Origin of the sequence: Pseudomonas sp. SM4 (assembly GCF_051913165.1) — a bacterium.
In the GTDB taxonomy this organism is placed as follows: Bacteria; Pseudomonadota; Gammaproteobacteria; order Pseudomonadales; family Pseudomonadaceae; genus Aquipseudomonas.
The window spans coordinates 90664-114697 of the sequence record NZ_JBODOE010000018.1; the positions used below are offsets into that span (position 1 = coordinate 90664).

Below are 24034 nucleotides of genomic sequence, written 5' to 3' on the forward strand. Positions count from 1 at the left end.
CGCCTGATGCCCACGACGTTTCATGAGATTCCCCGCAAGCGCCCGACCACGCCCCTGCTCGACCGCGCGAATACGCCGGACGGCCTGCGCCGGTTAGGCGAAGCCGAGCTGGAAACCCTGGCCGATGAGTTGCGCCTGGAATTGCTCTACACGGTCGGTCAGACCGGTGGGCATTTCGGTGCCGGCCTGGGCGTGATCGAGCTGACCATCGCGCTGCATTACGTCTTCGACACGCCGGATGACCGGCTGGTGTGGGACGTTGGTCATCAGGCGTATCCGCACAAGATCCTTACCGGTCGCCGTGAGCGCATGGAATCACTGCGCCAGAAGGACGGCATCGCTGCCTTCCCGCGTCGCGCCGAGAGCGAGTACGACACCTTTGGCGTCGGCCACTCCAGCACCTCGATCAGCGCTGCGCTGGGCATGGCGATTGCCGCCCGCCTGCAAAACAGTGATCGCAAGGCGATTGCCGTGATCGGTGATGGCGCGTTGACCGCCGGCATGGCCTTCGAGGCGCTGAACCACGCGCCGGAAGTGAACGCCAACATGCTGGTGATCCTCAACGACAACGACATGTCGATCTCGCGCAACGTCGGCGGTCTGTCGAATTATCTGGCGAAGATCCTTTCCAGCCGCACTTACGCGAGCATGCGTGAAGGCAGCAAAAAGGTCCTGTCGCGCCTGCCCGGCGCGTGGGAAATCGCCCGTCGCACCGAAGAATACGCCAAAGGCATGCTGGTCCCCGGCACCCTGTTCGAAGAGCTCGGCTGGAACTACATCGGCCCGATCGACGGCCACGACCTGCCGACCCTGATCGCCACGCTGCGCAACATGCGTGACCTCAAAGGCCCGCAGTTCCTGCACATCGTCACCAAAAAGGGCAAAGGCTTCGCCCCGGCGGAAGTCGACCCGATCGGTTACCACGCCATCACCAAACTTGAACCCCTGGACGCTCCAGCCGCTGCGCCGAAGCCTGCCAGCGGGCCGAAATATTCGGCAGTGTTTGGCGAGTGGCTGTGCGACATGGCCGCAGCAGATCCGCGCTTGGTCGGGATCACCCCGGCAATGAAGGAAGGCTCGGACCTGGTGGCGTTCAGCGAACGCTTCCCGCTGCGCTACTTCGACGTGGCGATTGCCGAGCAACACGCGGTGACGTTCGCCGCCGGCATGGCCTGCGAAGGCGCGAAACCGGTGGTGGCAATCTACTCGACGTTCCTGCAGCGTGGTTACGACCAGTTGGTGCATGACGTCGCGGTGCAGAACCTTGACGTGCTGTTCGCCATCGACCGTGCCGGTCTGGTCGGCGAAGACGGCCCGACCCACGCCGGCAGCTTCGACCTGTCGTACCTGCGCTGCATTCCGGGCATGGTCATCATGACCCCGAGCGATGAAAACGAACTGCGCAAAATGCTCACCACTGGCCACCTCTACAACGGCCCGGCGGCGGTGCGTTATCCGCGCGGCAGCGGCCCGAATGCGACCATCGAGAAGGATCTCGAGCCGATCGAAATCGGCAAGGGCATCGTCCGTCGTCAGGGCAGCAAAGTCGCCCTGCTGGTGTTTGGCGTGCAATTGGCCGAAGCGCTGAAAGTCGCCGAGACGCTCGATGCCACGGTGGTCGACATGCGTTTCGTCAAACCGCTGGATGAAGCCTTGGTGCGCGAGATTGCCGGCAGCCACGAGTTGCTGGTGACGATTGAAGAGAACGCGATCATGGGCGGCGCCGGTGGCGCGGTCAGTGAGTTTCTCGCCCGCGAGAATATCCTCAAGTCGATGCTGCACCTGGGCTTGCCGGATATCTACGTCGAGCACGCCAAACCTGCGCAGATGCTGGCCGAGTGCGGGCTGGATGAGGCCGGGATCGAAGCGTCGATTCGTCAGCGCCTGGAATTGCTCAACCGCTAAGCGTTCCCCTGTAGGAGCTGCCGAAGGCTGCGATCTTTTGATCCTGCTTCTCGGCGGCTCCAGACCTTCCAAAAAAGCAAAATCAAAAGATCGCAGCCTTCGGCAGCTCCTACCGGGTTTTGCATAAGCCATGGATTGCCATGAAACTCTCGCGCCTCGCCCTGCCTTTCTTCCTGCTGCCGTCCGCCAATGCCCTCGCCGACACCTTCGAGCGCAATCAGGCGCTGAAGCTGCCGGATGTGCTGATCTCCGCCAACCGTCAGGTTGAAGCGCGCAATGACAGCAGCGCCGCCAACACCGTGTTCACCCGCGAAGACATCGACCGCCTGCAACCGAGCGACGTGCCGGACTTGCTGCGTCGCGTGCCGGGTGTGCAAGTGGCGCAAACCGGTGGGCGCGGCAGTCTGCCGGGCGTTTATATTCGTGGCACACAGTCGGCGCAAAGCCTGGTGCTGGTCGACGGCCAGCGCATCGGCAACTCGACGTCCGGCGACAGCAATCTGCAACACCTGAACATCGAACAGATCGAGCGCGTCGAAGTGCTGCGCGGTTCACGTTCGGTGATTTATGGCAGCGATGCGATTGGCGGGGTGATTCAGATTTTCACCCGACGCGGTACCGAGCAAGGTCTTCAGCCACGCATGCACGTCGGTTTCGGCAGCAACCAGACTTGGGAGCGTAGCCTCGGTTTGTCCGGCGGCGATGAAAAAACCCGTTTCAACCTCGGCGCCAGCCTCGATGAAACCGCCGGGATTGATCGCACGCACGAATCGTATCCAAGCGATAGCGATCACGATGCCTACCGCAACAAATCCGTCAGCCTGAGCCTCAGCCATGCGTTGACCGACGACATTGAGATCGGCGCCAATCTGCTCGATAACCGTGGCAAGAGCGAGTTTGACAGCCCGTTCGGTAGATATGACGTCGTGACGGGTCAATCCTACCAACAGCAGCCTTACAGCGATTTCAACGTCAGCAGCATCAGCAGCTACTTCGACGCACGGGTCAACGACCTGTGGAAAACCCGCGTCGAGTTCGGCCATACCGAGAACCGCGAGAAGACCCTGGATAAACTCAGTGACGAGCGCACGGTGTTCAACACCTATCGCGACTCGGTGAACTGGCAGAACGACCTGACCTTGAATTCGCGCAACAGCCTGATCCTCGGCGGTGACTGGTACGAGGATCGCGTCAACAGCAGCACCGCGTTCGACGAGGACAGCCGCTGGAACCGCGCCGCCTTCATCCAGCATCGTTATCAGGCTGACAGCTTCTCCACCGAGCTGGGTCTGCGTCACGATGACAATCAGCAGTTCGGCAGCCAGAACACCTGGAGCGGCACGTTCACGTTGCCGTTGAACCCGGATAACGACCTGCTGCTCAGCTACAGCGAAGGCTTCCGCGCGCCAACGTTCAACGACTTGTATTACCCGGATTTCAGCAACCCCGATCTGAAACCGGAAACCTCGAAAAGCTATGAGCTGCAATGGCGCAGTCAGTTGAGCGACAGCAGCCGTCTGGAAGCGTCGATTTACCGTACGGATCTGCAAGACGCAATCATATTCGGCAGCAATTCACGTCCGGAGAACGTCGCTTCAGCGCGAATCAACGGTTTCGAAGCGGCGCTGAAACAGGAACTGTTCGATTGGCAGAGCAACCTTGGCGTGTCGATCATCGACCCCCGCGATCGTGATAGCGGGTATACCTTGGCACGACGTGCGCGGCGGACGTTGAGCTGGGATCTGGATCGCCAGTTTGACCAGATCGGCGTCGGTGCAAGTTGGCAGGCGGTGAGCAGTAGTTATGACGATCTGAAAAACGAAAATCCGTTGGGTGGTTATGCGTTATTCGGATTGCGCAGCAGTTGGGCGTTGAACCGCGAGATCAAGCTGGATCTGAAGGTCGATAACGTTTTCGACAAGGGTTACAGCCGGGCGAATTACAGCTATGACGGCGGCCAATACGGTTATCGCGAGGAAGGTCGTGTGTGGATGTTTGGTGTCACCTGGACACCCGAAATCCGCTAAGACCGCGCATCTGGATATCCCCCGACACCCTGTAGGAGCTGCCGCAGGCTGCGATCTTTTGATCTTCGGCAATTCCGACTCAGCCACAAAGCAAAGTCAAAAGATCGCAGCCTTCGGCAGCTCCTACAGGGGTTATTGGTGTGTTGCGATGAGTTGGCAGAGCTTGGCGGTGGCGTCGATCATCTGGCCGCTGGGGCGTTCAAGGCCTTTGTCGGTGATCAGCAGTAAATGCTGCTGTTTTACAGCGGCGACCTGCGGCCAGTTTTTCCAGGCGTTGAGCTGGGACTGGTCGCTGGCCAGAATCACTTCGGGATCACGCTGCAACACTGATTCGATGCTGACTTGCGGCGCAGGCAAGGTCAGATCGCTGAACACATTGCGCGCCCCGCACACTTCCAGCGCATCGCTGATAATCTGCCCGCCACCGACGGTATACAGCGGCTTGTCCCACACCTGATAAAACACCCGCAACGGCACTTCCCGGTGATAGCTTTGGCGCAGCTCGGCGAGTTTTTGCCGCAGCTCCGCCGCCAGCTTCAGCCCACGCTCAGGTCGACCCAATTGCGCGGCAATGGCTTCAATCTGCGCAGAAAGCTGATCAAGGGAATGCGGTTCGGCGATGAAAGTCGGAATGCCCAGGCGCTTCAACTGATCACGCTGCGCCGGGCCGACGCTGCCGGGCAAGAGCAACAACAAATCAGGTTTGAGGCTCAGCAACCGTTCCACGTCGAGCTGGCCATAACGACCGACCGATGCAACGTTGGCAATTTCAGCCGGGCGTTCACCGGCATCCAGCACACCGACCAACAGGTCTGCAGAATCCAGTTCAACAACGATTTCAGAAAGCGACGGCGCCAGGCTGACCACCCGCAGGTTTGCCAGCACCGAGCCGCTGACGGCCAGCAGCAGAACCGCCAGCCAGAGACGGCGCATCAGCCGAGTTGACGCGGGATACGGTAGAGGTAAAACAGCACGGCGGTGGACAGCGCCAGCAGCATCAACGGCACCGCTTCGAGACCGACGAATACCGCCAGTGCGCCGATCCAGGCCGGCAAGGCTGCCGCGAGAAACGCCGAACGACGGTTCGCCGCGAGGGCAATCCATGCGTCGGGCTCTTCAGGAGTATCAAGGGCTTTTTGCGTGGCGATCAGGGCATGCTTGTAGCGGCCGAAAAACTTCAGGCTGACAAACATCGACGCCACGCCGGCAATAAACAGCGGCATCGCCAACACCGGTAAAATCCCCTCGTCCTGCCCGAACAGCGCATTGAGGACGAACAGCGGCACCAACGCCAGCGCCAGGTATTTCCACCAGGCGACTGACAATCGGCGTCGCACCTGACCACGGGTCACGCGCGATCAACCTCGCCCTGATGCTCGTTGCCCATCATGTGGTCGAGCTTGCTGGCCTTGGTCGCCAGGTACAGTTTGTTGTGCGGGTTGTGGCCGGTGTGCAGCGGCACGCGCTCGGCGACGGTGATGCCCATGTCGGTCAAGGCTTTGACCTTGCGCGGGTTGTTGGTCATCAGGCGCAGGGATTTCACGCCCAGATGCTCAAGCATCGGCAGGCACATGGCGTAATCGCGCTGGTCGGCGGCGAAACCCAGACGCTCGTTGGCTTCAACGGTGTCGGCACCGCCGTCCTGCAATTCGTAGGCGCGGATCTTGTTCAACAAGCCAATGCCACGACCTTCCTGACGCAGGTAGAGCAACACACCACGGCCTTCGCGGGCGATGGCTTTGAGTGCGCCTTCGAGTTGCGAGCCGCAGTCGCAACGCTGGCTGAACAAGGCGTCGCCGGTCAGGCATTCGGAGTGCAAACGGCCGAGAACCGGGGCACCGTCGGCAAACTCACCCAGGCTCAGCACGACGTGCTCGCGGCCGGTGGCTTCATCGAGAAAACCGTGCATGGTGAATTGCGCAAAAGGCGTTGGCAGCTTGGAAGCGGCGACAAAGACGACAGGCACCGGTGTGCTCCTGATCTAAAGAGTCTGAAAATTCGCAGGCCGGCATTGTAACAGCAGGTTCCTACCGGCGCTTAGGCTGAATTATCGGGCATAACGATCAAAAAGTTTGATAACTACCCGGACAACATGGATCCCTGTAGGAGCTGTCGAGTGAAACGAGGCTGCGATCTTTTGATCTGTTTTTTAGAATCAAGATCAAAAGATCGCAGCGTGCCGCAGCTCCTACAGGGGATTTGTGGCGAAGGGGTAGGGTTGCTTCCACTTCTCGAAGATCGGCTTCAGCTCGCCGCTCTTCACCAGTTGCTCCATGCGCTGGTCATACAGCGCCATCAAGGCCCGGGCCTGCGGAGTGTCGGCAAACCCGAGAAACAGCGGCAACTCGGCCAGGTGCGAATAGCGATACTGCGTCGGATCCGTCGCCGTTTTCACCACCGCTTCAATCTCGGTCAGCGCATCGATGTAGTAATCCGCCCGCCCCTGCTTGAGCATCGAGAGAATGCCGGTGCGGCGCTCGATCTGGTTGTAGCGCTTGATGTTCGGCAGGTAATTTTCGTAACGATAGCCACGCACCCACGCCAGTCGATACTTGCCCAGCGTCGCCTGGGTGGGCGATGGGTTGTTCGCCAGGCCCAATGCGTAGATATGGTCGGAATCGAAATTCCACTGCGGATACAGCACTTGCTCGGCTTCGTCGCGGTAGGAGCCGACCAGCGCGTCGACTTCCTTCAACTGCACCAGCCCCACCGAACGGGTGTACGGCACCGTGCGAATATCCAGCTTGACCCCCGCCGGCTCGAACACCTTGCGCAATACATCCCAACCCAGACCATGGCCATCGGCGGCGGTGTAGTCTTCCCAGTCTTCGCTGGCCAGATGGATGACTGCAGGCGTCGGCGCAGCGTCCTGCGCACTGGCCACAGAGCCCAGCAAAGCAAGAAACACTACCGCCCACCAGCGTCGCGCCATCCGTAAATACCTCACTTGACCCTGATATCCCTTGGAATCAGGCGAAAGTCCACACCAGGCCCTGCATGGCCAGCCAGGCGAACACACCGGCCAGCACATCGTCGAGCATGATGCCAAAGCCGCCATGCACATGCCGGTCAACCCAGCGGATCGGCCAAGGCTTGAGAATGTCGAAGAAACGGAACACCAGGAAACCCGCAAGTAACCAGTACCAGCCTTCCGGCACCAGCCACAGGGTGATCCACATGCCGACCATTTCGTCCCAGACGATGCCTTCGTGGTCGTGTACCCGCAGGTCGTCGGCCACTTTGCCGCACAGCCAGAAGCCGAACAGCATGGTGATCCCGAGCATCAGCCAGTAACCCCAGTCGGGCAACATCTGCCACAACGGGATAAAGGGTAGCGCAACTAACGAGCCCCACGTGCCCGGTGCTTTCGGCAAGGTGCCGGAACCGAAACCGAAGGCAATGAAATGCCAGGGATTGCGCCACACCGATGGCGGTACGAATTCGCCCGGAACCTGTTTCGGGTGGTCTGTCACGGTGACTCCTGAAAATGTTGATAACCCCGGATTTGCGGGGTGATGTCGCGCCCGTCACGATCCAGCAGCGCCACGCCCTGCCCCTCTGCCGCACGACCGATCACGTGGATCGGCCAGCCATTGGCCAGCAACGCTGGCAACTCGACGGACGGCAGGGTGAAGGCCAACACATAATCATCGCCGCCGCTGAGCGCTGCACGTTCGGCGCCACGCTGGCCGAGAAACGCCACTAAAGCATCCGACAGCGGTACACGCTCGCGTTCAATCTCAAGCCGAACCTTCGACGCCAGCGCGATGTGCCCGCAATCGGCGAGCAGGCCATCGGAGATGTCCAGCGCCGACGTGGCTTTGCCGCGCAAGGCCTGACCGAGCGCGAGTTGCGGTTGTGGCGACCAGTAATGATCGAGCAGCGGCTGACCGATTTCTGGCTCGGCCTCACGCTGGCCCAACACCAGTGGCAAGGCACCGGCAGCATTGCCCAGCTCTCCGCCGACACACAGCAAGTCACCCGGCTGCGCGCCGCTGCGGGTCAAGGCCTGACCGGCAGGAATACGACCGAACACGGTGACAGTCAGGCTCAACGGCCCGCGCGTGGTATCGCCGCCGACCAGCGCGACACCGCAGCTCTGCGCCATGCGGTTCAAACCGCGGGCATAGGCTTGCAGCCAATCGGCGGTCACCGTCGGCACAGTCAGGGCAAGGGTAAAGGCAACGGGCGTGGCGCCCATGGCGGCCAGATCGCTGACCGCAACGGCCAGCGAGCGCTGACCGAGCAGAAACGGATCGCAGGGGTCGGCGAAATGCACACCGGCCACCAGCGTATCGGTGGAAATCGCCAGCTGTTCCCCGGAAGGAACAGCGAGCAAGGCGCAGTCATCGCCGATCCCGAGAGCAACGCCTTCGCCGCCCTGCGCACAAGGCGCGGCGGCGAAGAAGTTGCGGATCAGCTCAAACTCGCCCATTGAAGTATCAAGCGCGTTTCAGCGCTTGAACGCCTTCACTTCAGCTTCACGCAGGCGCGGGGCCAGTTTGTCGAGCACGCCGTTGACGAACTTGTGACCGTCGGTGGAACCGTAGACTTTCGCCAGTTCGATCCCTTCGTTGATCACAACGCGATACGGCACGTCGACGCGCTTGAGCAGTTCCCAGGTCGACAGGCGCAGTACGCACAGTTCAACCGGATCCAGCTCTTCGATGGTCAGGTCCAGGCACGGCGCCAGCGCAGTGTCGATCTCGGTCAGACTGGCCGGAACACCGTGCAGGATGTCGTGGAAGTAGCTGGCATCGGCGAAGGTGAAATCGTTGTCGACGCGAAACTGCGCTTCGATTTCGTTCAGCGAAGTACTGGCCATGTGGCGCTGGTACAGCGCTTGCGTCGCCAACTGACGGGCAGCGCGGCGCTTTTCACTTTTCGAAGGCTTGCCGGCGTCGGTTGGACGCGGCTCGCGCGGGTTGAAACGATCGCTTTCGTCGCTAATCACTTGGCCTCCAACTGTGCCAGCAGGCTGACCATTTCCAGAGCGGACAGGGCAGCTTCGGCACCTTTGTTACCGGCCTTGGTGCCGGAACGTTCGATGGCTTGCTCGATGGAATCAACGGTCAGGACGCCGAAAGCGACCGGCACGCCGAACTCCATGGACACCTGGGCCAGACCCTTGGTGCATTCGCCGGCCACGTATTCGAAGTGCGGAGTACCGCCACGAATGACCGCGCCCAGGGCGATGATTGCTGCGAACTCGCCTTTCTGGGCGACTTTCTGCGCAACCAGCGGGATTTCGAAGGCGCCAGGTGCGCGGATGATGGTGATGTCGCTTTCGCTCACGCCGTGGCGAACCAGGGCGTCAACTGCACCGCTGACCAGGCTTTCAACGACGAAGCTGTTGAAGCGGCCCACTACCAAAGCGTAGCGGCCTTTAGGGGCGATGAAGGTACCTTCGATGGTCTTCAGGGTCATTCGTCAGTTCTCTTAAAGAGCCGGGACGCGTTTCGTACGCATCCCTCAGTGATATTAGCCACGAACACATGGCCGGAAAAACCCGCATTGCTACTCGACTGCACCCTTGTGGCGAGGGGATTCATCCCCGATGGACTGCGCAGCAGTCCCAAAACAGGGGCCGCTGCGCAGCCCGTCGGGGATGAATCCCCTCACCACAAGAATCCATGTCAACAATGCCGGAAACGACCGGTCATTATTCGGAGGGCACGTATTCTACAACTTCCAGATCGAAACCGGATATCGCATTAAATTTCATTGGCGCAGACATCAGGCGCATTTTGCGCACACCGAGGTCACGCAGGATCTGCGAACCGGCACCGACGATGCTGTAGGTGGTCGGTTTTTTCGGCGCTGGCTGATCACCGGTTTCACGGATATGCGCCAGCAGCACGTCGCCATCGAGCGGGTGACCGAGCAGCAACACCACACCGCTGCCCGCCTCGGCAACCGCAGCCATCGCGGCGCGCAGGCTCCAGCGGCCCGGTTGCTTGACCATCAACAGGTCGCGCAGCGGATCCATGTTGTGCACGCGAACCAGCGTTGGCTCTTCGGCGCAAACAGTGCCCAGGGTCAGCGCCATGTGCACGTCGCCTTCCACCGAATCACGATAGGTCACCAGGTTGAATTGGCCCAGTTCGCTGTCGAGTGGCTGCTCGGCAATCCGCTGAACGGTACGTTCGTGGATCATCCGGTAGTGAATCAGGTCGGCGATGGTGCCGATCTTGATGTTGTGTTCAGCGGCGAAGGCTTCCAGCTCAGCGCGACGGGACATGGTGCCGTCGTCGTTCATCACTTCGCAGATCACCCCGCTCGGCTCGAAACCGGCCATGCGCGCGAGGTCGCAAGCGGCTTCGGTGTGGCCAGCGCGAGCGAGGGTGCCGCCGGCCTGAGCCATCAGCGGGAAGATGTGGCCGGGGCTGACGATGTCTTCAGCCTTGGCGTCTTTGGCGGCCGCAGCTTGCACGGTGCGCGCACGGTCGGCGGCGGAGATGCCGGTGGTGACGCCTTCGGCGGCTTCGATCGAGACGGTGAACTTGGTGCCGAAACCGGAACCGTTGCGCGGCGCCATCAGTGGCAGCTTCAACAGTTCGCAGCGCTCGCGGCTCATCGGCATGCAGATCAGGCCACGGGCGTGCTTGGCCATGAAGTTGATGTGTTCGGCCTGGCAGCATTCGGCGGCCATGATCAGGTCGCCTTCGTTCTCGCGGTCTTCGTCATCCATGAGGATGACCATCTTGCCTTGGCGGATGTCTTCAACCAGTTCTTCGATGCTATTGAGCGCCACAAGGCACCCCCTTCAGTCAGGATTTGAGATAGCCGTTGGCGGCCAGAAAGCTTTCAGTGATCGTGCCACCAGGCTTTTGTGAAGAGCCGGACTCCGCAGCCTTGTCACCCAAGAGCAGACGCTCCAGATAACGCGCCAGCAAATCGACTTCCAGATTCACCCGGCGACCTGGCGTGTACGACGCCATGATGGTTTCGCTCAGGGTGTGCGGAATGATCGTCAGCATGAACTCGGCGCCATCGACTTCGTTCACGGTCAGGCTGGTGCCGTCGACGGTGATCGAGCCTTTATGGGCGATGTACTTGGCCAGGTCTTTCGGCGCGCGGATGCGAAATTCCACGGCGCGGGCATTGTCGGAGCGCGAGACGATTTCGCCGACACCGTCGACGTGGCCGCTGACCAGATGCCCGCCGAGACGGGTGGTCGGGGTCAGGGCTTTTTCCAGATTGACCGGGCTGCCGCTTTTCAGGTCATTCATGGCGGTGCAGTCCAGCGTTTCACGGCTGACGTCGGCGGCAAAGCCGTCGCCCGGCAGTTCAACGGCAGTCAGGCACACGCCGTTGACCGCGATGCTGTCGCCGAGTTTGACGTCGCTCAGGTCGAGCTTGCCGGTGGCGACGTGGACCCGCACATCACCGCCCTTTGGGGTCAGTGCGCGGATACTGCCGATGGATTCGATGATGCCGGTAAACATGGGGTTCTCCTTGAGAACTAAGCCAGCGTAATAACGATGGCCGGGAATTATACGCTCGCCGAACGGACAGGGATGGCAGTGACTCGCCAGTCATCGCCGACCGCACGAATTTCAGTGATTTTCAGCTCCGGCGCATCCTTCATATGGGCCAGCGGCCAGTCCAGCAATGGACGCGCCGTGGAACCGAGAAACTTGCCGGCGATGAAGATCACGAACTCGTCGACCAGACCGAGCTGAGCAAAGGCGCCCGCCAGACGCGGGCCAGCCTCGACCAGCACTTCGTTGGTGCCGCGATTGGCCAGCTCGATCAGCAATTGATGCAGATCGACCTGACCGTCATCGCCCGGCACGATCAGGCATTCTGGGCCGTGGGCGTATTGCTCTTCGATCGCGACGCAGGTGGCGACCAACGCCGGGCCAGCCTTGAAGAACGGTGCATCGAGCGGCACGCGCAGGCGGCCGTCGATCAACACGCGCAGCGGCGGTCGGCTCATGGCCAGCGCGGTTTGCTCGCTGTCCAGACCGAGTTCGTCAGCGCGAACGGTCAAACGCGCGCCATCCGCCAGCACCGTGTCAGCGCCGGTCAGCACCACGGCCGCCTGAGCGCGCAAACGCTGGACCGCCGAACGCGCCGCCGGGCCGGTGATCCATTGGCTCTCGCCGTTTTCCATCGCCGTGCGCCCGTCGAGGCTCATGGCCAACTTGACCCGCACGAACGGCAAGCCGTGTTCCATGCGTTTCAGGAAACCTTGATTGAGCTTGCGCGCCTCGGCTTCGAGCACACTGCTTTCGGTGGCGATGCCGGCATCGGCCAGGCGCTGCAAACCACGTCCGGCAACTTGCGGATTCGGATCACGCATCGCCGCTACGACTCGGGCGACACCGGCATTCACCAGCGCATCGGCACACGGCGGCGTGCGGCCATGATGGCTGCACGGTTCGAGGGTCACATACGCGGTAGCGCCCCGAGCCAGTTCACCAGCGGCGCGCAGCGCATGGACTTCAGCGTGCGGTTCGCCGGCGCGTTCATGCCAGCCTTCGCCGACAATCTGCCCGTCGCGCACCACCACACAGCCGACCCGAGGATTGGGATGGGTGGTGTAGTGACCTTTGCGCGCCAGTTCCAGCGCTCGCGCCATAAAGTGCGCGTCGAGGATGGCCTGCTCGGCGACGGTGGTCATTCCTTCACCGGTTCGCGGGCGAGGCGGTCGATTTCTTCGCGGAATTCGTTGAGGTCCTGGAAGCGCTTGTACACCGAAGCGAAGCGGATGTAGGCGACTTCATCAAGCTTCTGCAATTCAGCCATGACCAGTTCGCCGACCACGAGGGATTTGACCTCGCGCTCGCCGGTGGCGCGCAGCTTGTGCTTGATGTGAACCAGAGAGGATTCGAGGCGCTCGACGCTCACCGGACGTTTCTCCAGGGCGCGTTGCATGCCGGCGCGGAGTTTTTCTTCGTCGAACGGTTGGCGGCTGCCGTCGGTTTTGATCAGGCGCGGCAACACCAGTTCGGCCGTCTCGAACGTCGTGAAACGCTCGCCGCAGGCCAGGCATTCACGCCGGCGGCGCACCTGTTCGCCCTCGGCGACCAGACGCGAGTCGATGACCTTGGTGTCGTTGGCACCGCAGAAGGGACAGTGCATGGTGGCTGGCAACAAAAAAAGGGAGGGCCATGGTAGCGCATCCCGGTGGCAAGACAAGCCATAGGCTTTGCGGTATACAGAACGGCATGATCGTTTGATCCATGGATTTCATTTTGCCGGAGCATCCAATGCCGTTACGTCCGCTCGTTTTGCTCAGTCTTTTCAGCCTGCTGGTGGCCTGTGGCAGCGATGCACCCAAGCCCCAGCCGCCGACGCCAGGCCCGGCACCGCAACAAGCGCAGAAAAAAGCCAAGGAAGCCGCCGAGCTTGGCCCGCTACCGGCTTATCAACGCGAACTGAGCGGCACCCTGCAAGGCGTGCCGGCCGGTGCCGAAGTCGAATTGGCGTTGCTCGTGATCGATGAAAAGGATCGCCCGCAACAATTGCTCGCCAGTTCCAGCCTGATCGGCAACAACCAGATCCTGCCGTTCCATGTGCGCTTCAACCCCGAGGCCTTTCCGGTCGGTGCGCGAGTTGAATTGCGTGGCCGCGCCAGCCAGTCCGGCCAGTTGATCCTGCATCTGCCGTCGCAAACCATCACCCAGCCGACCACGCAGGCGTTGGGCCAACTGCAATTTGTCAAAGCGCCATGACGGCACCGCTCGACCTGCAACAGGCGTTAGGTGAATTGCTCGGCGACGCCAGACTCAAGGTCTGCGCGTTGCCGGACACTGATTTACAGCTATGGCTGATCGATGGCGACAACATGGATCGCGAATTCAGTCAGGAAGAAATTCAGCGAATTCTCCACGAGCCACCCTATTGGGGTTTCTGCTGGGCCAGCGGTCTGGCGGTGGCGCGTTATCTGGCGGAGTTTCCCCAGTGGGTGCGCGGTAAACGCGTGCTGGATTTCGGCGCAGGTTCGGGGATTGCCGGGATTGCGGCGGTGAAGGCCGGGGCGCTGGAGGTGGTGGCCTGCGATCTCGATCCGCTGGCGATTGCCGCGTGCCGGGCGAATGCCGCGCTGAATAATGTAGAGATGAGTTACTCGACGGATTTCTTTGCCGAGGCAGATCGCTTTGATCTGATTCTGGTAGCGGACGTGTTGTATGACCGGGCGAACCTGCCATTGCTCGATGCATTTTTGAGCCGTGGCCGCGAGGCGTTGGTGGCGGATTCGCGGGTCAGGGATTTTCGCCATCCGTTGTACGAGCGCATTGAAATGCTTGAGGCGATGACGTTGCCGGATCTGGCCGAGCCTGAGGAATTTCGGCATGTCAGCCTGTACCACGCGCGGCGCTAACCAAAAGCATCGCGGGCAAGCCCGCTCCCACAGTGACCGAGTCGAACCAACATTTCGTATACGACACAGAACCCTGTGGGAGCTGGCTTGCCAGCGATGGCGTCCTGCCTAGCGGTACACCTCTCAAATCTGCCCCGCTTCCGGCCACACCCCGCCAAGCCGTATAGTTGCCCTATCCACGCTTTGACGAGATCCCCCATGAGTGAGCAAACGCCGTACATCTTCGACGCCACGACTGCCGATTTCGACCAGTCGGTGATCGAGGCTTCTTTTAACAAACCGGTGCTGGTGGACTTCTGGGCCGACTGGTGCGCGCCGTGCAAGGCGTTGATGCCGATGCTGCAAGGCATAGCCGAGAGTTATCAGGGCGAATTGCTGCTGGCCAAGGTCAACTGCGACATCGAGCAAGACATCGTTGCCCGTTTCGGTATTCGCAGCCTGCCGACCGTAGTGCTGTTCAAGGACGGTCAACCGGTCGACGGCTTTGCCGGCGCGCAACCGGAATCCGCTGTGCGCGCACTGCTGGAGCCGCATTTGCAGATGCCGCCGCCGGCGGCTGCCGATCCGTTCGAACAGGCTCAGGCGTTGTTCGATGACGGTCGTTACGCCGATGCCGAAGCGGCGCTGGTGGTGATGCTCAATGAAGACAACACCAACGCCAAGGCGCTGATCCTCTACGCGCGCTGCCTGACTGAACGCGGCGAGCTGGACGAAGCGCAAACCGTGCTTGATGCGGTCAAGAGCGATGAGCACAAGGCTGCTTTGGCTGGGGCCAAGGCGCAGATCAAGTTCCTCGGTCTGGCACGTGACCTGCCGGATGCCGCCGACCTGAAAGCGCGTTTGGCGAAAGATCCGCAGGATGATGAGGCGGTGTATCAACTGGCGATTCAGCAGCTCGCTCGCCAGCAGTATGAGGCGGCGCTTGAGGCGATGCTCAAGCTGTTTATCCGCAATCGCAATTATGCCGAAGGCTTGCCACACAAGACCTTGCTGCAGGTGTTCGAGTTGCTGGGCAATGATCATCCGCTGGTCAGTGTTTACCGCCGCAAGATGTTTGCTGCACTTTATTAAGATCAACAGATCGCAGCCTGCGGCAGCTCCTACAGGTTCAGCGTTCATCCGCAAAATGCGCGGTGAACACGATCCCAATGTAGGAGCTGCCGCAGGCTGCGATCTTTAGCGGCTCACTCGATCCAGCTGTAGAGCGGCGTATCCCCGCCGCTCACCACTTTCACGTCCGCGCTATGGCGCAAGCGCACCAGCAAGCGCTTGCCCGCCACCGCGCTGCCGGTCAGCCCTTCAAGCTGTTCAAGCAGATCCGGCCCGCTGAGCTGCCCGGCCTTGCGCAACAGATCCTTGGCCAGCTGCCACAACGCATCGTCCTGATTCAGCGGTTTCGCCGCAGGCGCCGACGCCACCGCTTCAGACTGGCCGATCGGCGCCTGCGTATTCAGCGCCGAACCCAGCTTGACCCAGTCACTGTCATCCAGTTCAACAGTCAAATCCACCGGCACTTCGCCGACGGTTCCACGTATCCGCAACATTGCGTTCGCTCCCGCACATTTCTGACCTGCATGCTCCCACGGGACTTGTGCAACGCCAAGTAAAGGCGCCAAACGCATCTGGTAATTCTTGGGTAATCGACTACGTTGATCTCTTTTTCGCGGGAAGGATCCCAATGTCTTCAGGACGAAAACTGGCCTCAAAGGGAGGCCCGACCTCTACGGGAGGTGTGGTACTTGAGGGAAATGAAAACCTCAATATCGAAGGAAAAATAATCGCCTCCATCGGACAACTCGCCAGTTGTCCGGTTTGCGGCCCCGGCAAAGGTCCGATCCAGCCACCAAAAGGCATCAAGTTTCAGATGCTGGTGGATGGATCGATCATCGACGACAACATTATTCAGAACGATGACAAGCCTCGCATTTACTCGCTCATCTCTGACAAGGGGCAAACCGGCATCACACTCTCGGGTTCAAAGACATTACCCTCGGTAAAAACCCGCGATAGCCACGAAGTTACTGTTCAGATCGTCGGCTCATCGGGAGCGACGAAGGCGATGCACACAGCCACGCTGACCTAAGGCAAGTCCCTGTCGATCGTCGCCGTTTCACCGTGGGTGAAGGTGCCTTTGTCCACCAGCGGTGCCGTTTCCAATGACACCTTTTACGAGGTGGAGTACGGGGTCAAACGCAAAAACGAGACCCGCACCGTGAAAGTGGTCATCCAGGATATGCCGCGCCGCATATTGATGGAGGCGCTTTCACACCGAGGTTCGACCGTATGGGCCGGTAACAACGTTAAACACTCTTTACCGCATCCAACACTTAAGAAAAGCGTGGAATTCCGGGCGGAATCAAACAAGTGCAATGTGTTCGTCTATGACGTATTGACCGCAATCGGTGTCAATGTGGCGATGATCGAACATGGCTCTTCAAAATACATTCCGGGTTATTCCAAAGTGAGTCCGCCGACCGCAGGAGAATGGGCAGACGAAACCCGACTGCTTAATAGCTGGAACGCCGAGAAATCACCGCTTCCCGGAGACGTCGGTGCTTATGCTGTCAATTACACGGATGCCAGCGGCCACGTAGGTTTTGTTCTGACCCAGGGTGTCTGCATTTCTGCAGGCTGGGACAAAATAGAAGTCAACGATGTCGGTTTTCGAATCGCATCGGGCAATGCCGCTCGCGGTGACCACGACTTCACCATCTTCCGACGCTACAAATACAGCAAACCACAATGAAACGTCTTTTCTGGATAATCCTGACTGCTTCACTTTTACTGATTGTGGCATGGCGATTTTGGTCGCCCGCCAACCTTTCAGCCTGTACCTACGAAAACATAGCGCCGGGTCCGCTGACCGCCGTGGTCCGCAATTATTTTGAGGGCAATAGCCGCATCGACTGGCGGGATATGGACGACCGTTTCGACATACTTTCTACTCCTGAAGGCCAAAAAATCGCTGGCCAACCAAAGCCGTACACCTGCGAAGCACTGCAGATACTACAAAGCCCGGCGTTCAGTCAGAGTGAAAAAATCTTCACCACTGCGTTGATGTTCCAGTTGCCGATAGGCCAATACATGGCCTTCATGGATCGCACCCATCAACTCTATGCAGAGGGCAAAATAGATCAGGAGGTCATGAAAGTGGTAATACGTCCACGCGGAACAGCCATCAATTACTGGTGGCTGCCAGCATGGCGCCAGCGCTTCACTCGCGATGCCGCGAGCGTGCTTGAGGCAAATCTGATCAAGTATGTGCTATCGGGCCATTACTGGTTCGACTATCCCGGCGCAGGCTTCTGACTCTACAAGCATTACCTCCAATCTATGTACCGCCCCGGAATCTGTCCCGGGCGGTGCTCAGTCATGCCTTGCGCAAAGCGGAACGCACGGGCAAACTCTGCGGACTTTCGTTATAAGATTACATAACAAACTCTTCACTTTACTTCCCGGAGACCGCCATGCGTCGTCTGTTGCTCGCTTTGCCGTTTGCCCTGTTGCCGCTGGCCATCGCCCACGCGGCCGATGAGCATGACCACGATCACGACCATGAACACGGCAGCCTCGGCGCGCACGAACACGGCGTTGGCCGTCTGAACGCTGCGCTGGACGGTCAGACTCTGGAACTGGAGCTGGAAAGCCCGGCGATGAACCTGGTGGGTTTTGAACACGTCGCCACCAGCGATGCCGACAAGGCCAAGGTCGCCGCCGCCCGTGCGCAGTTGGAAAAACCGCTGGCACTGTTCAGCCTGCCAGCCGCTGCTGGCTGCAAAGTGGTCAGTCAGGAGCTGGAGAGCCCGCTGTTCGGCGACAAACCGGATGCCGACGATCATGACGCCGATGAAGCGGACAAGGACGGTCATGAGCATCACCACGACCACAGCGAAATCCACGCGCATTATCAATTCAACTGCGCGGCACCGGGCGCGTTGAAGACGCTGGACCTGGCCAACGTGTTCAAGACCTTCCCGGCGACGCAGAAAATTCAGGTACAACTGATCAGCACCAGCGGCCAGCAAGGGACCGAAGTGACGGCCAAGGCTGCCTCACTGAAATTCTGATAACACCGAAACATGTATTCCAATGTAGGAGCTGCCGCAGGCTGCGATCTTTTGATCTTGCTTTCAAAAAAATCAGGAGCAAAAGATCGCAGCCTTCGGCAGCTCCTACAGGGGCTATGAAAACTCATGAAATTGGTGTCATGACCCAAGCACTCATCGAACTGTCCGACCTGGGCTTTAACTGGCCCGGTCACCCGCCGTTGCTGGACATCCCGGCGTTTCGCCTGGAAGCCGGCGAAACCCTGTTCCTCAAAGGCCCCAGCGGCAGCGGCAAGACCACCCTGCTCGGCCTGCTCGGCGGTGTGCAGAAACCCGGTCGTGGCAGCATTCGTCTGCTCGGCCAGGAGCTGACTCAACTCTCGGCCGGCGCCCGCGATACCTTTCGTGTCGATCACACCGGCTACATTTTCCAGCAGTTCAACTTGCTGCCGTTTCTCTCGGTACGCGAGAACGTTGAGCTGCCATGCCACTTCTCCAAACTGCGTGCGCAACGGGCGAAACAGCGTCACGGCAGCGTTGATCAAGCCGCCGCCACCCTGCTCGCGCACTTGGGTTTGAAGGATGAAAGCATTCTCAGCCGTCGCGCCGATTCGCTGTCGATCGGTCAGCAGCAACGGGTCGCCGCCGCACGCGCGTTGATCGGTCAGCCAGAGTTGGTGATCGCTGACGAGCCAACCTCGGCGCTGGATTACGACGCCCGGGAAAACTTCATTCGCCTGCTGTTCGCCGAATGCCGCGAGGCCGGATCGAGTCTGTTGTTCGTCAGCCACGACCAGAGTCTGGCGCCGCTGTTCGACCGTCATCTATCCCTGGCCGAACTCAATCGCGCCGCCACGTCTGCCGAGGTCTGAGATGTATCTGTTTCGTCTGGCCATGGCCAGCCTGGCCAACCGTCGCTTCACCGCGCTACTCACGGCTTTCGCCATCGCCCTGTCGGTGTGCCTGTTGCTCGCTGTTGAACGGGTGCGCACCGAAGCCAAAGCCAGTTTCGCCAGCACCATCAGCGGCACCGACCTGATTGTCGGCGCGCGCTCCGGTTCGGTGAACCTGCTGCTGTACTCGGTGTTCCGCATCGGCAACGCCACCAACAACATTCGCTGGGACAGCTTCGAACATTTCGCCAACAACCCGAAAGTGAAGTGGGCGATCCCGATGTCCCTCGGCGACTCCCATCGCGGGTACCGGGTGATGGGCACCACTGAGGCCTATTTCGAGCATTACCAGTACGGTCGCCAGCAGCATCTGCAACTGGCCGACGGTCGTGCATTTGCCACCGATCCGTTTGAAGTGGTGCTCGGCGCTGAAGTGGCCGATGCGCTGCATTACAAGCTCGGCGACAAACTGGTGCTGGCCCACGGCGTGGCGGCGATCAGTCTGGTCAAACACGATGACAAACCGTTCACCGTGGTCGGCATTCTCAAGCGCACCGGCACCCCGGTCGATCGCACGTTGCACATCAGCCTCGGTGGCATGGAGGCGATTCACATCGACTGGCACAACGGCGTGCCGGCCCGAGGCAATGGGCGGATCAGCGCTGATCAGGCGCGCAATATGGACCTGACGCCACAAGCGATCACCGCATTCATGCTCGGTCTCAACAGCAAGATTTCCACCTTTGCGCTGCAACGCGAGATCAACGAATTCCGTGGCGAGCCGATGCTGGCGATCCTGCCGGGCGTGGCGTTGCAGGAATTGTGGAGCCTGATGAGCACCGCTGAAAAAGCGTTGTTCGTGGTGTCGTTGTTCGTGGTGCTGACCGGATTGATCGGCATGCTCACGGCGATTCTCACCAGCCTCAACGAACGCCGCCGCGAGATGGCGATTCTGCGTTCGGTCGGCGCAAGGCCGTGGCACATCGCGAGTCTGCTGGTGCTGGAAGCGTTTGCTTTGGCGCTGACCGGCGTCATCGCAGGTCTGGCATTGCTGTACATCGGCATCGCCGCTGCGCAGGGTTACGTGCAAGCCAATTACGGTTTGTTCCTGCCGCTGGCATGGCCGAGCGAGTATGAATGGACGCTGCTCGGTGGCATTCTGGCGGCCGCGCTGCTGATGGGCAGCGTGCCGGCCTGGCGTGCGTATCGCCAATCCCTGGCCGATGGCCTGTCGATCCGTTTATGAGGATGTTCACCATGCCCCGCGCCTTGCTTGCGCTACTGTTGCTGGTCGCCTTGCCCGTATGGGCCGCGGCGCCGAAAGACCTGACGTGGTCGGAAATGATCCCGCCGGACGCCGCCCCGGAAGTGCCGAACATGACCCCGCTGCACGACCTGTCGAAGATGGGCGATGCGCTGTCTGCCGAATCCGCGCCAGCGGCGAAGCAGGACATGCCGAATGCGCCGGTGGTGCAGTCGCTCGACGGTCAGACTATTCGACTGCCGGGTTACATCGTGCCGCTGGAAGTCAATGAAGAGGGGCGTACCACGGACTTCTTGCTGGTGCCGTATTTCGGCGCGTGCATTCATGTGCCGCCACCGCCGTCGAACCAGATCGTGCATGTGAAAAGCGAGTTGGGCGTGAAGCTCGACGAGCTGTATCAGCCGTACTGGATCGAGGGGCCGTTGCAGGTCAAGGCGTCGAGCAGCGAGCTGGCGGATGCCGGGTATCAGATGGAGGCGGACAAGATTTATGTGTATGAGCTGCCGGAGTAAACGCCGGTAGTTTCAAGATCAAAAGATCGCAGCCTTCGGCAGCTCCTACAGGTGAACGCATTCCAATGTAGGAGTGAGCCTGCTCGCGATGGGGCCGCAAAGGTTGCTGCCGGAGTAAATCCCGGTAGTTCAAGATCAAAAGATCGCAGCCTTCGGCAGCTCCTACAGGGGATCATGTTTCTCTGTAGGAGCTGCCGAAGGCTGCGATCTTTTGCGGACTTCACTGTTTCATTGAGCTGAGTCAAAAGACCGTATCAGTTGGCTTCGTACCATAGGACATCAGAAATTTTTAACGTCCTTTGGAGCCCCCATGAACAAGTCCTTGCTCAGCGCTTCGCTGTTTGCCCTCGCGCTCGCAGCCCCGCTCGCCCACGCCCACGATGCCGGTGACATCATCGTTCGCGCCGGTGCAATCACCGTCAATCCGAAGGCAGACAGTTCCAGCGTCAAGGTCGATCAGGGTCCGTTGAGCGGCACCAATCTGGGCGGCAAGGCGACCATGAGCAGCGACACCCAACTGGGTCTGAACTTCGCCTACATGGTCACCAACAACATCGGTATCGAGTTGCTGGCGGCCTCGCCGTTCGAACACGACGTGAAGCTCAAGGGCACCGCCCTGCCCGCGGCCAACGGCAAACTCGGCACCCTGAAACACCTGCCGCCAACCCTCAGCGTTGTCTACTACCCGCTGGATTCGAAGTCGGCCTTTCAGCCGTACGTCGGCGGCGGCATCAACTACACCTGGATCTACGACGAACACGTCGGCAGCGAAGCGCAGTCGAACGGTTTCAGCAACTTCAAGGCGAAAAATTCCTGGGGTCTGGCCTGGCAGGTCGGTGCTGACTACATGCTGACCGACAACATCATGCTCAACGCCCAAGTGCGTTACATCGACATCGATACTCGCGCGACGGTCGAGAACAACGCGGTGGCTCCGGGCACTCGCGCCAAGGTGAATGTTGATGTCGATCCGTTTGTGTACATGGTGGGTCTGGGCTACAAGTTCTAAGCTGATTTTTACTGAACGTTCACGTGGTGGTGGATGAGGCTTGGTGGTGGGCAGACTTGAATCTGAGGCAACTGCTGAGCAGTTGATCGGGGCGGTGCGACGATTCGTCAAATCCCCTCGCCACAACGGAGAGCAGTAAATTCCGGCCGTGAAAAAGGCGCCTGTCAAAAGGCGCCTTTTTCATGTCTGCGAAACGCTTATTTGCCGAGCAACCGCGCCAGACCGACGTTCATCGGCGTCTGCGCTGGCAGCTTGAAACGCTGCAGCAAGCGTTGATTGTTCGCCCGCGAATGACGGATGTCACCGGAGCGCGCCGGGCCGTAGCTGATCGGCGGCAACTCGCCGACTACCGTTTGCAGGGCTGCGAGCATCTGCTTGAGATTCATCGACTGATTCCAGCCAACATTCACCGCACCCACTTCTACCTCAGGCTTTTCAATCGCCTGCACCAGCACATCGACCAGATCCTCGACATAGAGGAAATCCCGCGTCTGCTCACCATCACCAAACACGGTGATCGGCAACCCTTTCTGCGCGCGTTCGCTGAAGATGCTGATGACCCCGGAGTACGGCGAGGACGGATCCTGGCGTGGGCCGAAAATGTTGAAGAAGCGAAAAATCGCCGGCTCCAGACCGTGCTGGCGACGATAGAAATCGAAGTAATGCTCACCGGCCAGTTTGTCCGAGGCGTACGGCGTCAGCGGCGCTTTCGGCGTGTCTTCGTCAATCGATGCGCCTTCGCCGTTGTTGCCATACACCGCCGCGCTGGAGGCAAACAGCACACGTTTGACCCCAGCCTGACGCATGGCCTCGCAGACATTCAGCGTGCCGATGAAATTGCTCTGGTGGGTCTTCACCGGATCGTCCACTGAGGCCTGCACCGAGGCCACCGCGGCCAAGTGCGCCACCGCGCTGCAACCTTGCATCGCCTGAGCGACCAGTGCGGCATCGGCGACATCGCCAACGATCAGTTCGACCTTGGGATTGTCCAGCGGCAGATTGGCGCGTTTGCCGGTCGACAGGTCATCGAGAATGCGCACCGAATGGCCCTTGGCAAGCAAGGCATCGGTCAAGTGCGAGCCGATGAAACCGGCGCCGCCGGTGATTAAAACTGGGCCTTCAGCCATGACGATAAAACCTATCCAGTAAAGCCGGGAGCGCGGCACGCCAGGCGCGCGGTTTGATCCCGAATGTGTGCAGAATTTTCTTGCAGGCCAGCACCGCGTGTTGCGGTTCCTCGGCAGCGTCCGGACGCGCGGCGTGAGCCTGGGCGGTCGGCGCTTCGATGGCCAGGGCGTGCAGGCTGCGCGCTTCGGTCAGAATCGCCTGACCCAGCGCCAACGGTGTGGTCGCCTCGTGGCCGGCGTAGTGATAAGTGCCCCACAGCGGCGCGGCGCAATCGAGTTGCTTGAGCACCGAAATGATCACCCGGGCAGCGTCGTCGACCGGGGTCGGATTGCCACGGCGGTCATCGGCCAGGAGCAATTCTTCCGGTTGCTCGGCACGGGCGAGGAAACGCCCGAGGGTGCCGTCGGCGCTGTCATCGAGCAGCCAGCCAAAACGCAGCAACACATGCTGCGGGCAGGTCGCGCGAACGCTCTGCTCAATGCGCCACAGTGCCTGACCGCGCAGGCCCAATGGCACCGGTTCGTCTTTTTCGCTGTAGGCGGTCGCACGCGAGCCATCGAACACTCGATAGCTGGAGGGCTGCACGAGTACGATGTTGTGATGCTGGCACAGTTCGGCCAGACGCTCGATCGCGCGCTCTTGCCCGGCCATCCGGGTTTCGCTGACGGCCTCGGCCTGGAACCAGTCGAAATAGTAGGCGAGGTTGATCAACGCATCGGGACGGGTGTCGTCGAGCAATTGGGTCAGGCTCGCGGCATCCCAGCCATTTTCGGGCGGGCGGGGGGCGAGGAAACCGATGTCTTCCTCTGCACCGAGGCGAATCAGCGCCTGCCCAAGGGCATTTCCGCCGCCCAGTAACATAAGGCGCATTCGCATAGAGTCAGCAGGCCCAGTCTGGTTGGAACGATGGCTTTAGC

28 protein-coding genes are annotated in these 24034 nt (G+C 60.3%); 13 read left to right on the top strand and 15 right to left on the bottom strand.

Features of this window, described 5'->3' with window-relative positions; translation table 11 throughout:
- The first annotated feature begins 6 nt into the window (after nt 1-6).
- Both dxs and ACQ4MY_RS26565 read left to right on the top strand, forming a co-directional pair.
- A complete protein-coding gene (gene dxs, locus ACQ4MY_RS26560; RefSeq protein WP_440096982.1) occupies nt 7-1905 on the top strand; it encodes a 1-deoxy-D-xylulose-5-phosphate synthase in 1899 nt (632 codons plus the stop codon).
- A 140-nt stretch (nt 1906-2045) separates the two neighbouring features.
- On the top strand, nt 2046-3932 hold the full coding sequence (locus ACQ4MY_RS26565; RefSeq protein WP_440096983.1) for a TonB-dependent receptor domain-containing protein: 1887 nt from the start codon (nt 2046-2048) through the stop codon (nt 3930-3932).
- Between the two features lie 132 nt (nt 3933-4064).
- Here the strand turns inward: ACQ4MY_RS26565 and ACQ4MY_RS26570 are convergent, their stop codons facing one another.
- The 12 genes from ACQ4MY_RS26570 to nrdR all read right to left on the bottom strand — a co-directional run bounded on the left by ACQ4MY_RS26570 (nt 4065) and on the right by nrdR (nt 13022).
- A complete protein-coding gene (locus tag ACQ4MY_RS26570; RefSeq protein ID WP_440096984.1) occupies nt 4065-4865 on the bottom strand; it encodes a cobalamin-binding protein in 801 nt (266 codons plus the stop codon).
- A complete protein-coding gene (locus ACQ4MY_RS26575; protein WP_008081834.1) occupies nt 4865-5284 on the bottom strand; it encodes a hypothetical protein in 420 nt (139 codons plus the stop codon). The genes ACQ4MY_RS26570 and ACQ4MY_RS26575 overlap by 1 nt, the downstream gene beginning before the upstream one ends.
- Complete coding sequence (gene ribA / locus ACQ4MY_RS26580) at nt 5281-5898, bottom strand: GTP cyclohydrolase II (RefSeq protein ID WP_008081835.1); 618 nt, start codon at nt 5896-5898, stop codon at nt 5281-5283. Before ribA ends, ACQ4MY_RS26575 begins: the two co-directional genes overlap by 4 nt.
- 222 nt (nt 5899-6120) lie before the next feature.
- Nucleotides 6121-6864, bottom strand: a complete 744-nt coding sequence (locus ACQ4MY_RS26585; protein ID WP_440096985.1) for a substrate-binding periplasmic protein — start codon at nt 6862-6864, stop codon at nt 6121-6123.
- A 37-nt stretch (nt 6865-6901) separates the two neighbouring features.
- Complete coding sequence (locus ACQ4MY_RS26590) at nt 6902-7405, bottom strand: phosphatidylglycerophosphatase A family protein (RefSeq protein ID WP_440096986.1); 504 nt, start codon at nt 7403-7405, stop codon at nt 6902-6904.
- Complete coding sequence (thiL, locus tag ACQ4MY_RS26595; RefSeq protein WP_440096987.1) at nt 7402-8367, bottom strand: thiamine-phosphate kinase; 966 nt, start codon at nt 8365-8367, stop codon at nt 7402-7404. The genes ACQ4MY_RS26590 and thiL overlap by 4 nt, the downstream gene beginning before the upstream one ends.
- Nucleotides 8368-8385: 18 nt before the next feature.
- Complete coding sequence (gene nusB, locus ACQ4MY_RS26600) at nt 8386-8886, bottom strand: transcription antitermination factor NusB (RefSeq protein WP_034153728.1); 501 nt, start codon at nt 8884-8886, stop codon at nt 8386-8388.
- Entirely contained in the window at nt 8883-9359 is a 477-nt protein-coding gene (gene ribH / locus ACQ4MY_RS26605) for a 6,7-dimethyl-8-ribityllumazine synthase (protein ID WP_003228649.1), read from the bottom strand. The genes nusB and ribH overlap by 4 nt, the downstream gene beginning before the upstream one ends.
- Nucleotides 9360-9594: 235 nt before the next feature.
- A complete protein-coding gene (gene ribBA, locus ACQ4MY_RS26610) occupies nt 9595-10686 on the bottom strand; it encodes a bifunctional 3,4-dihydroxy-2-butanone-4-phosphate synthase/GTP cyclohydrolase II (protein WP_008081846.1) in 1092 nt (363 codons plus the stop codon).
- Nucleotides 10687-10702: 16 nt separating this feature from the next.
- Complete coding sequence (locus tag ACQ4MY_RS26615; RefSeq protein WP_440096988.1) at nt 10703-11380, bottom strand: riboflavin synthase; 678 nt, start codon at nt 11378-11380, stop codon at nt 10703-10705.
- Between the two features lie 47 nt (nt 11381-11427).
- Nucleotides 11428-12561 carry a bifunctional diaminohydroxyphosphoribosylaminopyrimidine deaminase/5-amino-6-(5-phosphoribosylamino)uracil reductase RibD gene (gene ribD, locus ACQ4MY_RS26620; protein ID WP_440096989.1) on the bottom strand — a complete coding sequence of 378 codons (1134 nt, stop codon included), beginning with the start codon at nt 12559-12561 and terminating at the stop codon, nt 11428-11430.
- A complete protein-coding gene (gene nrdR / locus ACQ4MY_RS26625; RefSeq protein WP_007910946.1) occupies nt 12558-13022 on the bottom strand; it encodes a transcriptional regulator NrdR in 465 nt (154 codons plus the stop codon). Before nrdR ends, ribD begins: the two co-directional genes overlap by 4 nt.
- A gap of 128 nt (nt 13023-13150) precedes the next feature.
- On the opposite strand from nrdR, the gene ACQ4MY_RS26630 reads away from it, so the two are divergent.
- The 3 genes from ACQ4MY_RS26630 to trxA all read left to right on the top strand — a co-directional run bounded on the left by ACQ4MY_RS26630 (nt 13151) and on the right by trxA (nt 15336).
- Nucleotides 13151-13615 (top strand): hypothetical protein, encoded by a 465-nt coding sequence (locus ACQ4MY_RS26630; protein WP_008081849.1) that lies wholly within the window; start codon nt 13151-13153, stop codon nt 13613-13615.
- Nucleotides 13612-14265: a class I SAM-dependent methyltransferase gene (locus ACQ4MY_RS26635; RefSeq protein WP_440096990.1), complete on the top strand. Its 654-nt coding sequence runs from the start codon at nt 13612-13614 to the stop codon at nt 14263-14265. Before ACQ4MY_RS26630 ends, ACQ4MY_RS26635 begins: the two co-directional genes overlap by 4 nt.
- A gap of 198 nt (nt 14266-14463) precedes the next feature.
- A complete protein-coding gene (trxA, locus tag ACQ4MY_RS26640; RefSeq protein WP_440096991.1) occupies nt 14464-15336 on the top strand; it encodes a thioredoxin in 873 nt (290 codons plus the stop codon).
- 113 nt (nt 15337-15449) lie between these two features.
- On the opposite strand, the gene ACQ4MY_RS26645 is transcribed toward trxA, so the two are convergent.
- Complete coding sequence (locus tag ACQ4MY_RS26645) at nt 15450-15809, bottom strand: hypothetical protein (protein ID WP_440096992.1); 360 nt, start codon at nt 15807-15809, stop codon at nt 15450-15452.
- Between the two features lie 134 nt (nt 15810-15943).
- On the opposite strand from ACQ4MY_RS26645, the gene ACQ4MY_RS26650 reads away from it, so the two are divergent.
- The 8 genes from ACQ4MY_RS26650 to ACQ4MY_RS26685 all read left to right on the top strand — a co-directional run bounded on the left by ACQ4MY_RS26650 (nt 15944) and on the right by ACQ4MY_RS26685 (nt 21989).
- Nucleotides 15944-16348: a PAAR domain-containing protein gene (locus ACQ4MY_RS26650; RefSeq protein WP_440096993.1), complete on the top strand. Its 405-nt coding sequence runs from the start codon at nt 15944-15946 to the stop codon at nt 16346-16348.
- Between the two features lie 48 nt (nt 16349-16396).
- Nucleotides 16397-17011 carry a hypothetical protein gene (locus ACQ4MY_RS26655; protein WP_440096994.1) on the top strand — a complete coding sequence of 205 codons (615 nt, stop codon included), beginning with the start codon at nt 16397-16399 and terminating at the stop codon, nt 17009-17011.
- Nucleotides 17008-17574, top strand: a complete 567-nt coding sequence (locus ACQ4MY_RS26660) for a hypothetical protein (RefSeq protein WP_008081856.1) — start codon at nt 17008-17010, stop codon at nt 17572-17574. The genes ACQ4MY_RS26655 and ACQ4MY_RS26660 overlap by 4 nt, the downstream gene beginning before the upstream one ends.
- Nucleotides 17575-17732: 158 nt before the next feature.
- On the top strand, nt 17733-18332 hold the full coding sequence (locus ACQ4MY_RS26665; protein ID WP_440096995.1) for a DUF2796 domain-containing protein: 600 nt from the start codon (nt 17733-17735) through the stop codon (nt 18330-18332).
- A 140-nt stretch (nt 18333-18472) separates the two neighbouring features.
- Nucleotides 18473-19183, top strand: a complete 711-nt coding sequence (locus tag ACQ4MY_RS26670; RefSeq protein WP_440096996.1) for an ABC transporter ATP-binding protein — start codon at nt 18473-18475, stop codon at nt 19181-19183.
- A 1-nt stretch (nt 19184) separates the two neighbouring features.
- Entirely contained in the window at nt 19185-20450 is a 1266-nt protein-coding gene (locus ACQ4MY_RS26675) for an ABC transporter permease (protein WP_008081862.1), read from the top strand.
- An 11-nt stretch (nt 20451-20461) separates the two neighbouring features.
- On the top strand, nt 20462-20980 hold the full coding sequence (locus ACQ4MY_RS26680; RefSeq protein ID WP_158834218.1) for a DUF3299 domain-containing protein: 519 nt from the start codon (nt 20462-20464) through the stop codon (nt 20978-20980).
- Nucleotides 20981-21290: 310 nt separating this feature from the next.
- The gene (locus ACQ4MY_RS26685; protein ID WP_008081866.1) at nt 21291-21989 is read left to right on the top strand and encodes an OmpW/AlkL family protein; all 699 of its coding nucleotides are present in this window, start codon (nt 21291-21293) and stop codon (nt 21987-21989) included.
- A gap of 197 nt (nt 21990-22186) precedes the next feature.
- Here ACQ4MY_RS26685 and ACQ4MY_RS26690 read toward each other — a convergent pair whose 3' ends face one another.
- Nucleotides 22187-23116 carry an NAD-dependent epimerase/dehydratase family protein gene (locus tag ACQ4MY_RS26690; protein WP_008081868.1) on the bottom strand — a complete coding sequence of 310 codons (930 nt, stop codon included), beginning with the start codon at nt 23114-23116 and terminating at the stop codon, nt 22187-22189.
- Nucleotides 23109-23993 (bottom strand): sugar nucleotide-binding protein, encoded by an 885-nt coding sequence (locus ACQ4MY_RS26695; protein ID WP_045123148.1) that lies wholly within the window; start codon nt 23991-23993, stop codon nt 23109-23111. The genes ACQ4MY_RS26690 and ACQ4MY_RS26695 overlap by 8 nt, the downstream gene beginning before the upstream one ends.
- Nucleotides 23994-24034: the final 41 nt, after the last annotated feature.

Excerpts from the sequence above, each read along its gene's own strand:
- ACQ4MY_RS26675 (WP_008081862.1), top strand. The coding sequence starts at position 19,185 with ATGTATCTGTTTCGTCTGGCCATGGCCAGCCTGGCCAACCGTCGCTTC.
- ACQ4MY_RS26650 (WP_440096993.1), top strand. The coding sequence starts at position 15,944 with ATGTCTTCAGGACGAAAACTGGCCTCAAAGGGAGGCCCGACCTCTACG.
- dxs (WP_440096982.1), top strand. The coding sequence starts at position 7 with ATGCCCACGACGTTTCATGAGATTCCCCGCAAGCGCCCGACCACGCCC.
- ACQ4MY_RS26670 (WP_440096996.1), top strand. The coding sequence starts at position 18,473 with ATGACCCAAGCACTCATCGAACTGTCCGACCTGGGCTTTAACTGGCCC.
- ACQ4MY_RS26685 (WP_008081866.1), top strand. The coding sequence starts at position 21,291 with ATGAACAAGTCCTTGCTCAGCGCTTCGCTGTTTGCCCTCGCGCTCGCA.
- thiL (WP_440096987.1), bottom strand. The coding sequence starts at position 8,367 with ATGGGCGAGTTTGAGCTGATCCGCAACTTCTTCGCCGCCGCGCCTTGT.
- ACQ4MY_RS26570 (WP_440096984.1), bottom strand. The coding sequence starts at position 4,865 with ATGCGCCGTCTCTGGCTGGCGGTTCTGCTGCTGGCCGTCAGCGGCTCG.
- nrdR (WP_007910946.1), bottom strand. The coding sequence starts at position 13,022 with ATGCACTGTCCCTTCTGCGGTGCCAACGACACCAAGGTCATCGACTCG.
- ACQ4MY_RS26630 (WP_008081849.1), top strand. The coding sequence starts at position 13,151 with ATGCCGTTACGTCCGCTCGTTTTGCTCAGTCTTTTCAGCCTGCTGGTG.
- ACQ4MY_RS26645 (WP_440096992.1), bottom strand. The coding sequence starts at position 15,809 with ATGTTGCGGATACGTGGAACCGTCGGCGAAGTGCCGGTGGATTTGACT.
- ribD (WP_440096989.1), bottom strand. The coding sequence starts at position 12,561 with ATGACCACCGTCGCCGAGCAGGCCATCCTCGACGCGCACTTTATGGCG.
- ACQ4MY_RS26585 (WP_440096985.1), bottom strand. The coding sequence starts at position 6,864 with ATGGCGCGACGCTGGTGGGCGGTAGTGTTTCTTGCTTTGCTGGGCTCT.
- ACQ4MY_RS26615 (WP_440096988.1), bottom strand. The coding sequence starts at position 11,380 with ATGTTTACCGGCATCATCGAATCCATCGGCAGTATCCGCGCACTGACC.
- ACQ4MY_RS26665 (WP_440096995.1), top strand. The coding sequence starts at position 17,733 with ATGCGTCGTCTGTTGCTCGCTTTGCCGTTTGCCCTGTTGCCGCTGGCC.
- ACQ4MY_RS26695 (WP_045123148.1), bottom strand. The coding sequence starts at position 23,993 with ATGCGAATGCGCCTTATGTTACTGGGCGGCGGAAATGCCCTTGGGCAG.
- trxA (WP_440096991.1), top strand. The coding sequence starts at position 14,464 with ATGAGTGAGCAAACGCCGTACATCTTCGACGCCACGACTGCCGATTTC.
- ACQ4MY_RS26690 (WP_008081868.1), bottom strand. The coding sequence starts at position 23,116 with ATGGCTGAAGGCCCAGTTTTAATCACCGGCGGCGCCGGTTTCATCGGC.
- ACQ4MY_RS26635 (WP_440096990.1), top strand. The coding sequence starts at position 13,612 with ATGACGGCACCGCTCGACCTGCAACAGGCGTTAGGTGAATTGCTCGGC.
- ACQ4MY_RS26680 (WP_158834218.1), top strand. The coding sequence starts at position 20,462 with ATGCCCCGCGCCTTGCTTGCGCTACTGTTGCTGGTCGCCTTGCCCGTA.
- ribH (WP_003228649.1), bottom strand. The coding sequence starts at position 9,359 with ATGACCCTGAAGACCATCGAAGGTACCTTCATCGCCCCTAAAGGCCGC.
- ACQ4MY_RS26565 (WP_440096983.1), top strand. The coding sequence starts at position 2,046 with ATGAAACTCTCGCGCCTCGCCCTGCCTTTCTTCCTGCTGCCGTCCGCC.
- ACQ4MY_RS26660 (WP_008081856.1), top strand. The coding sequence starts at position 17,008 with ATGAAACGTCTTTTCTGGATAATCCTGACTGCTTCACTTTTACTGATT.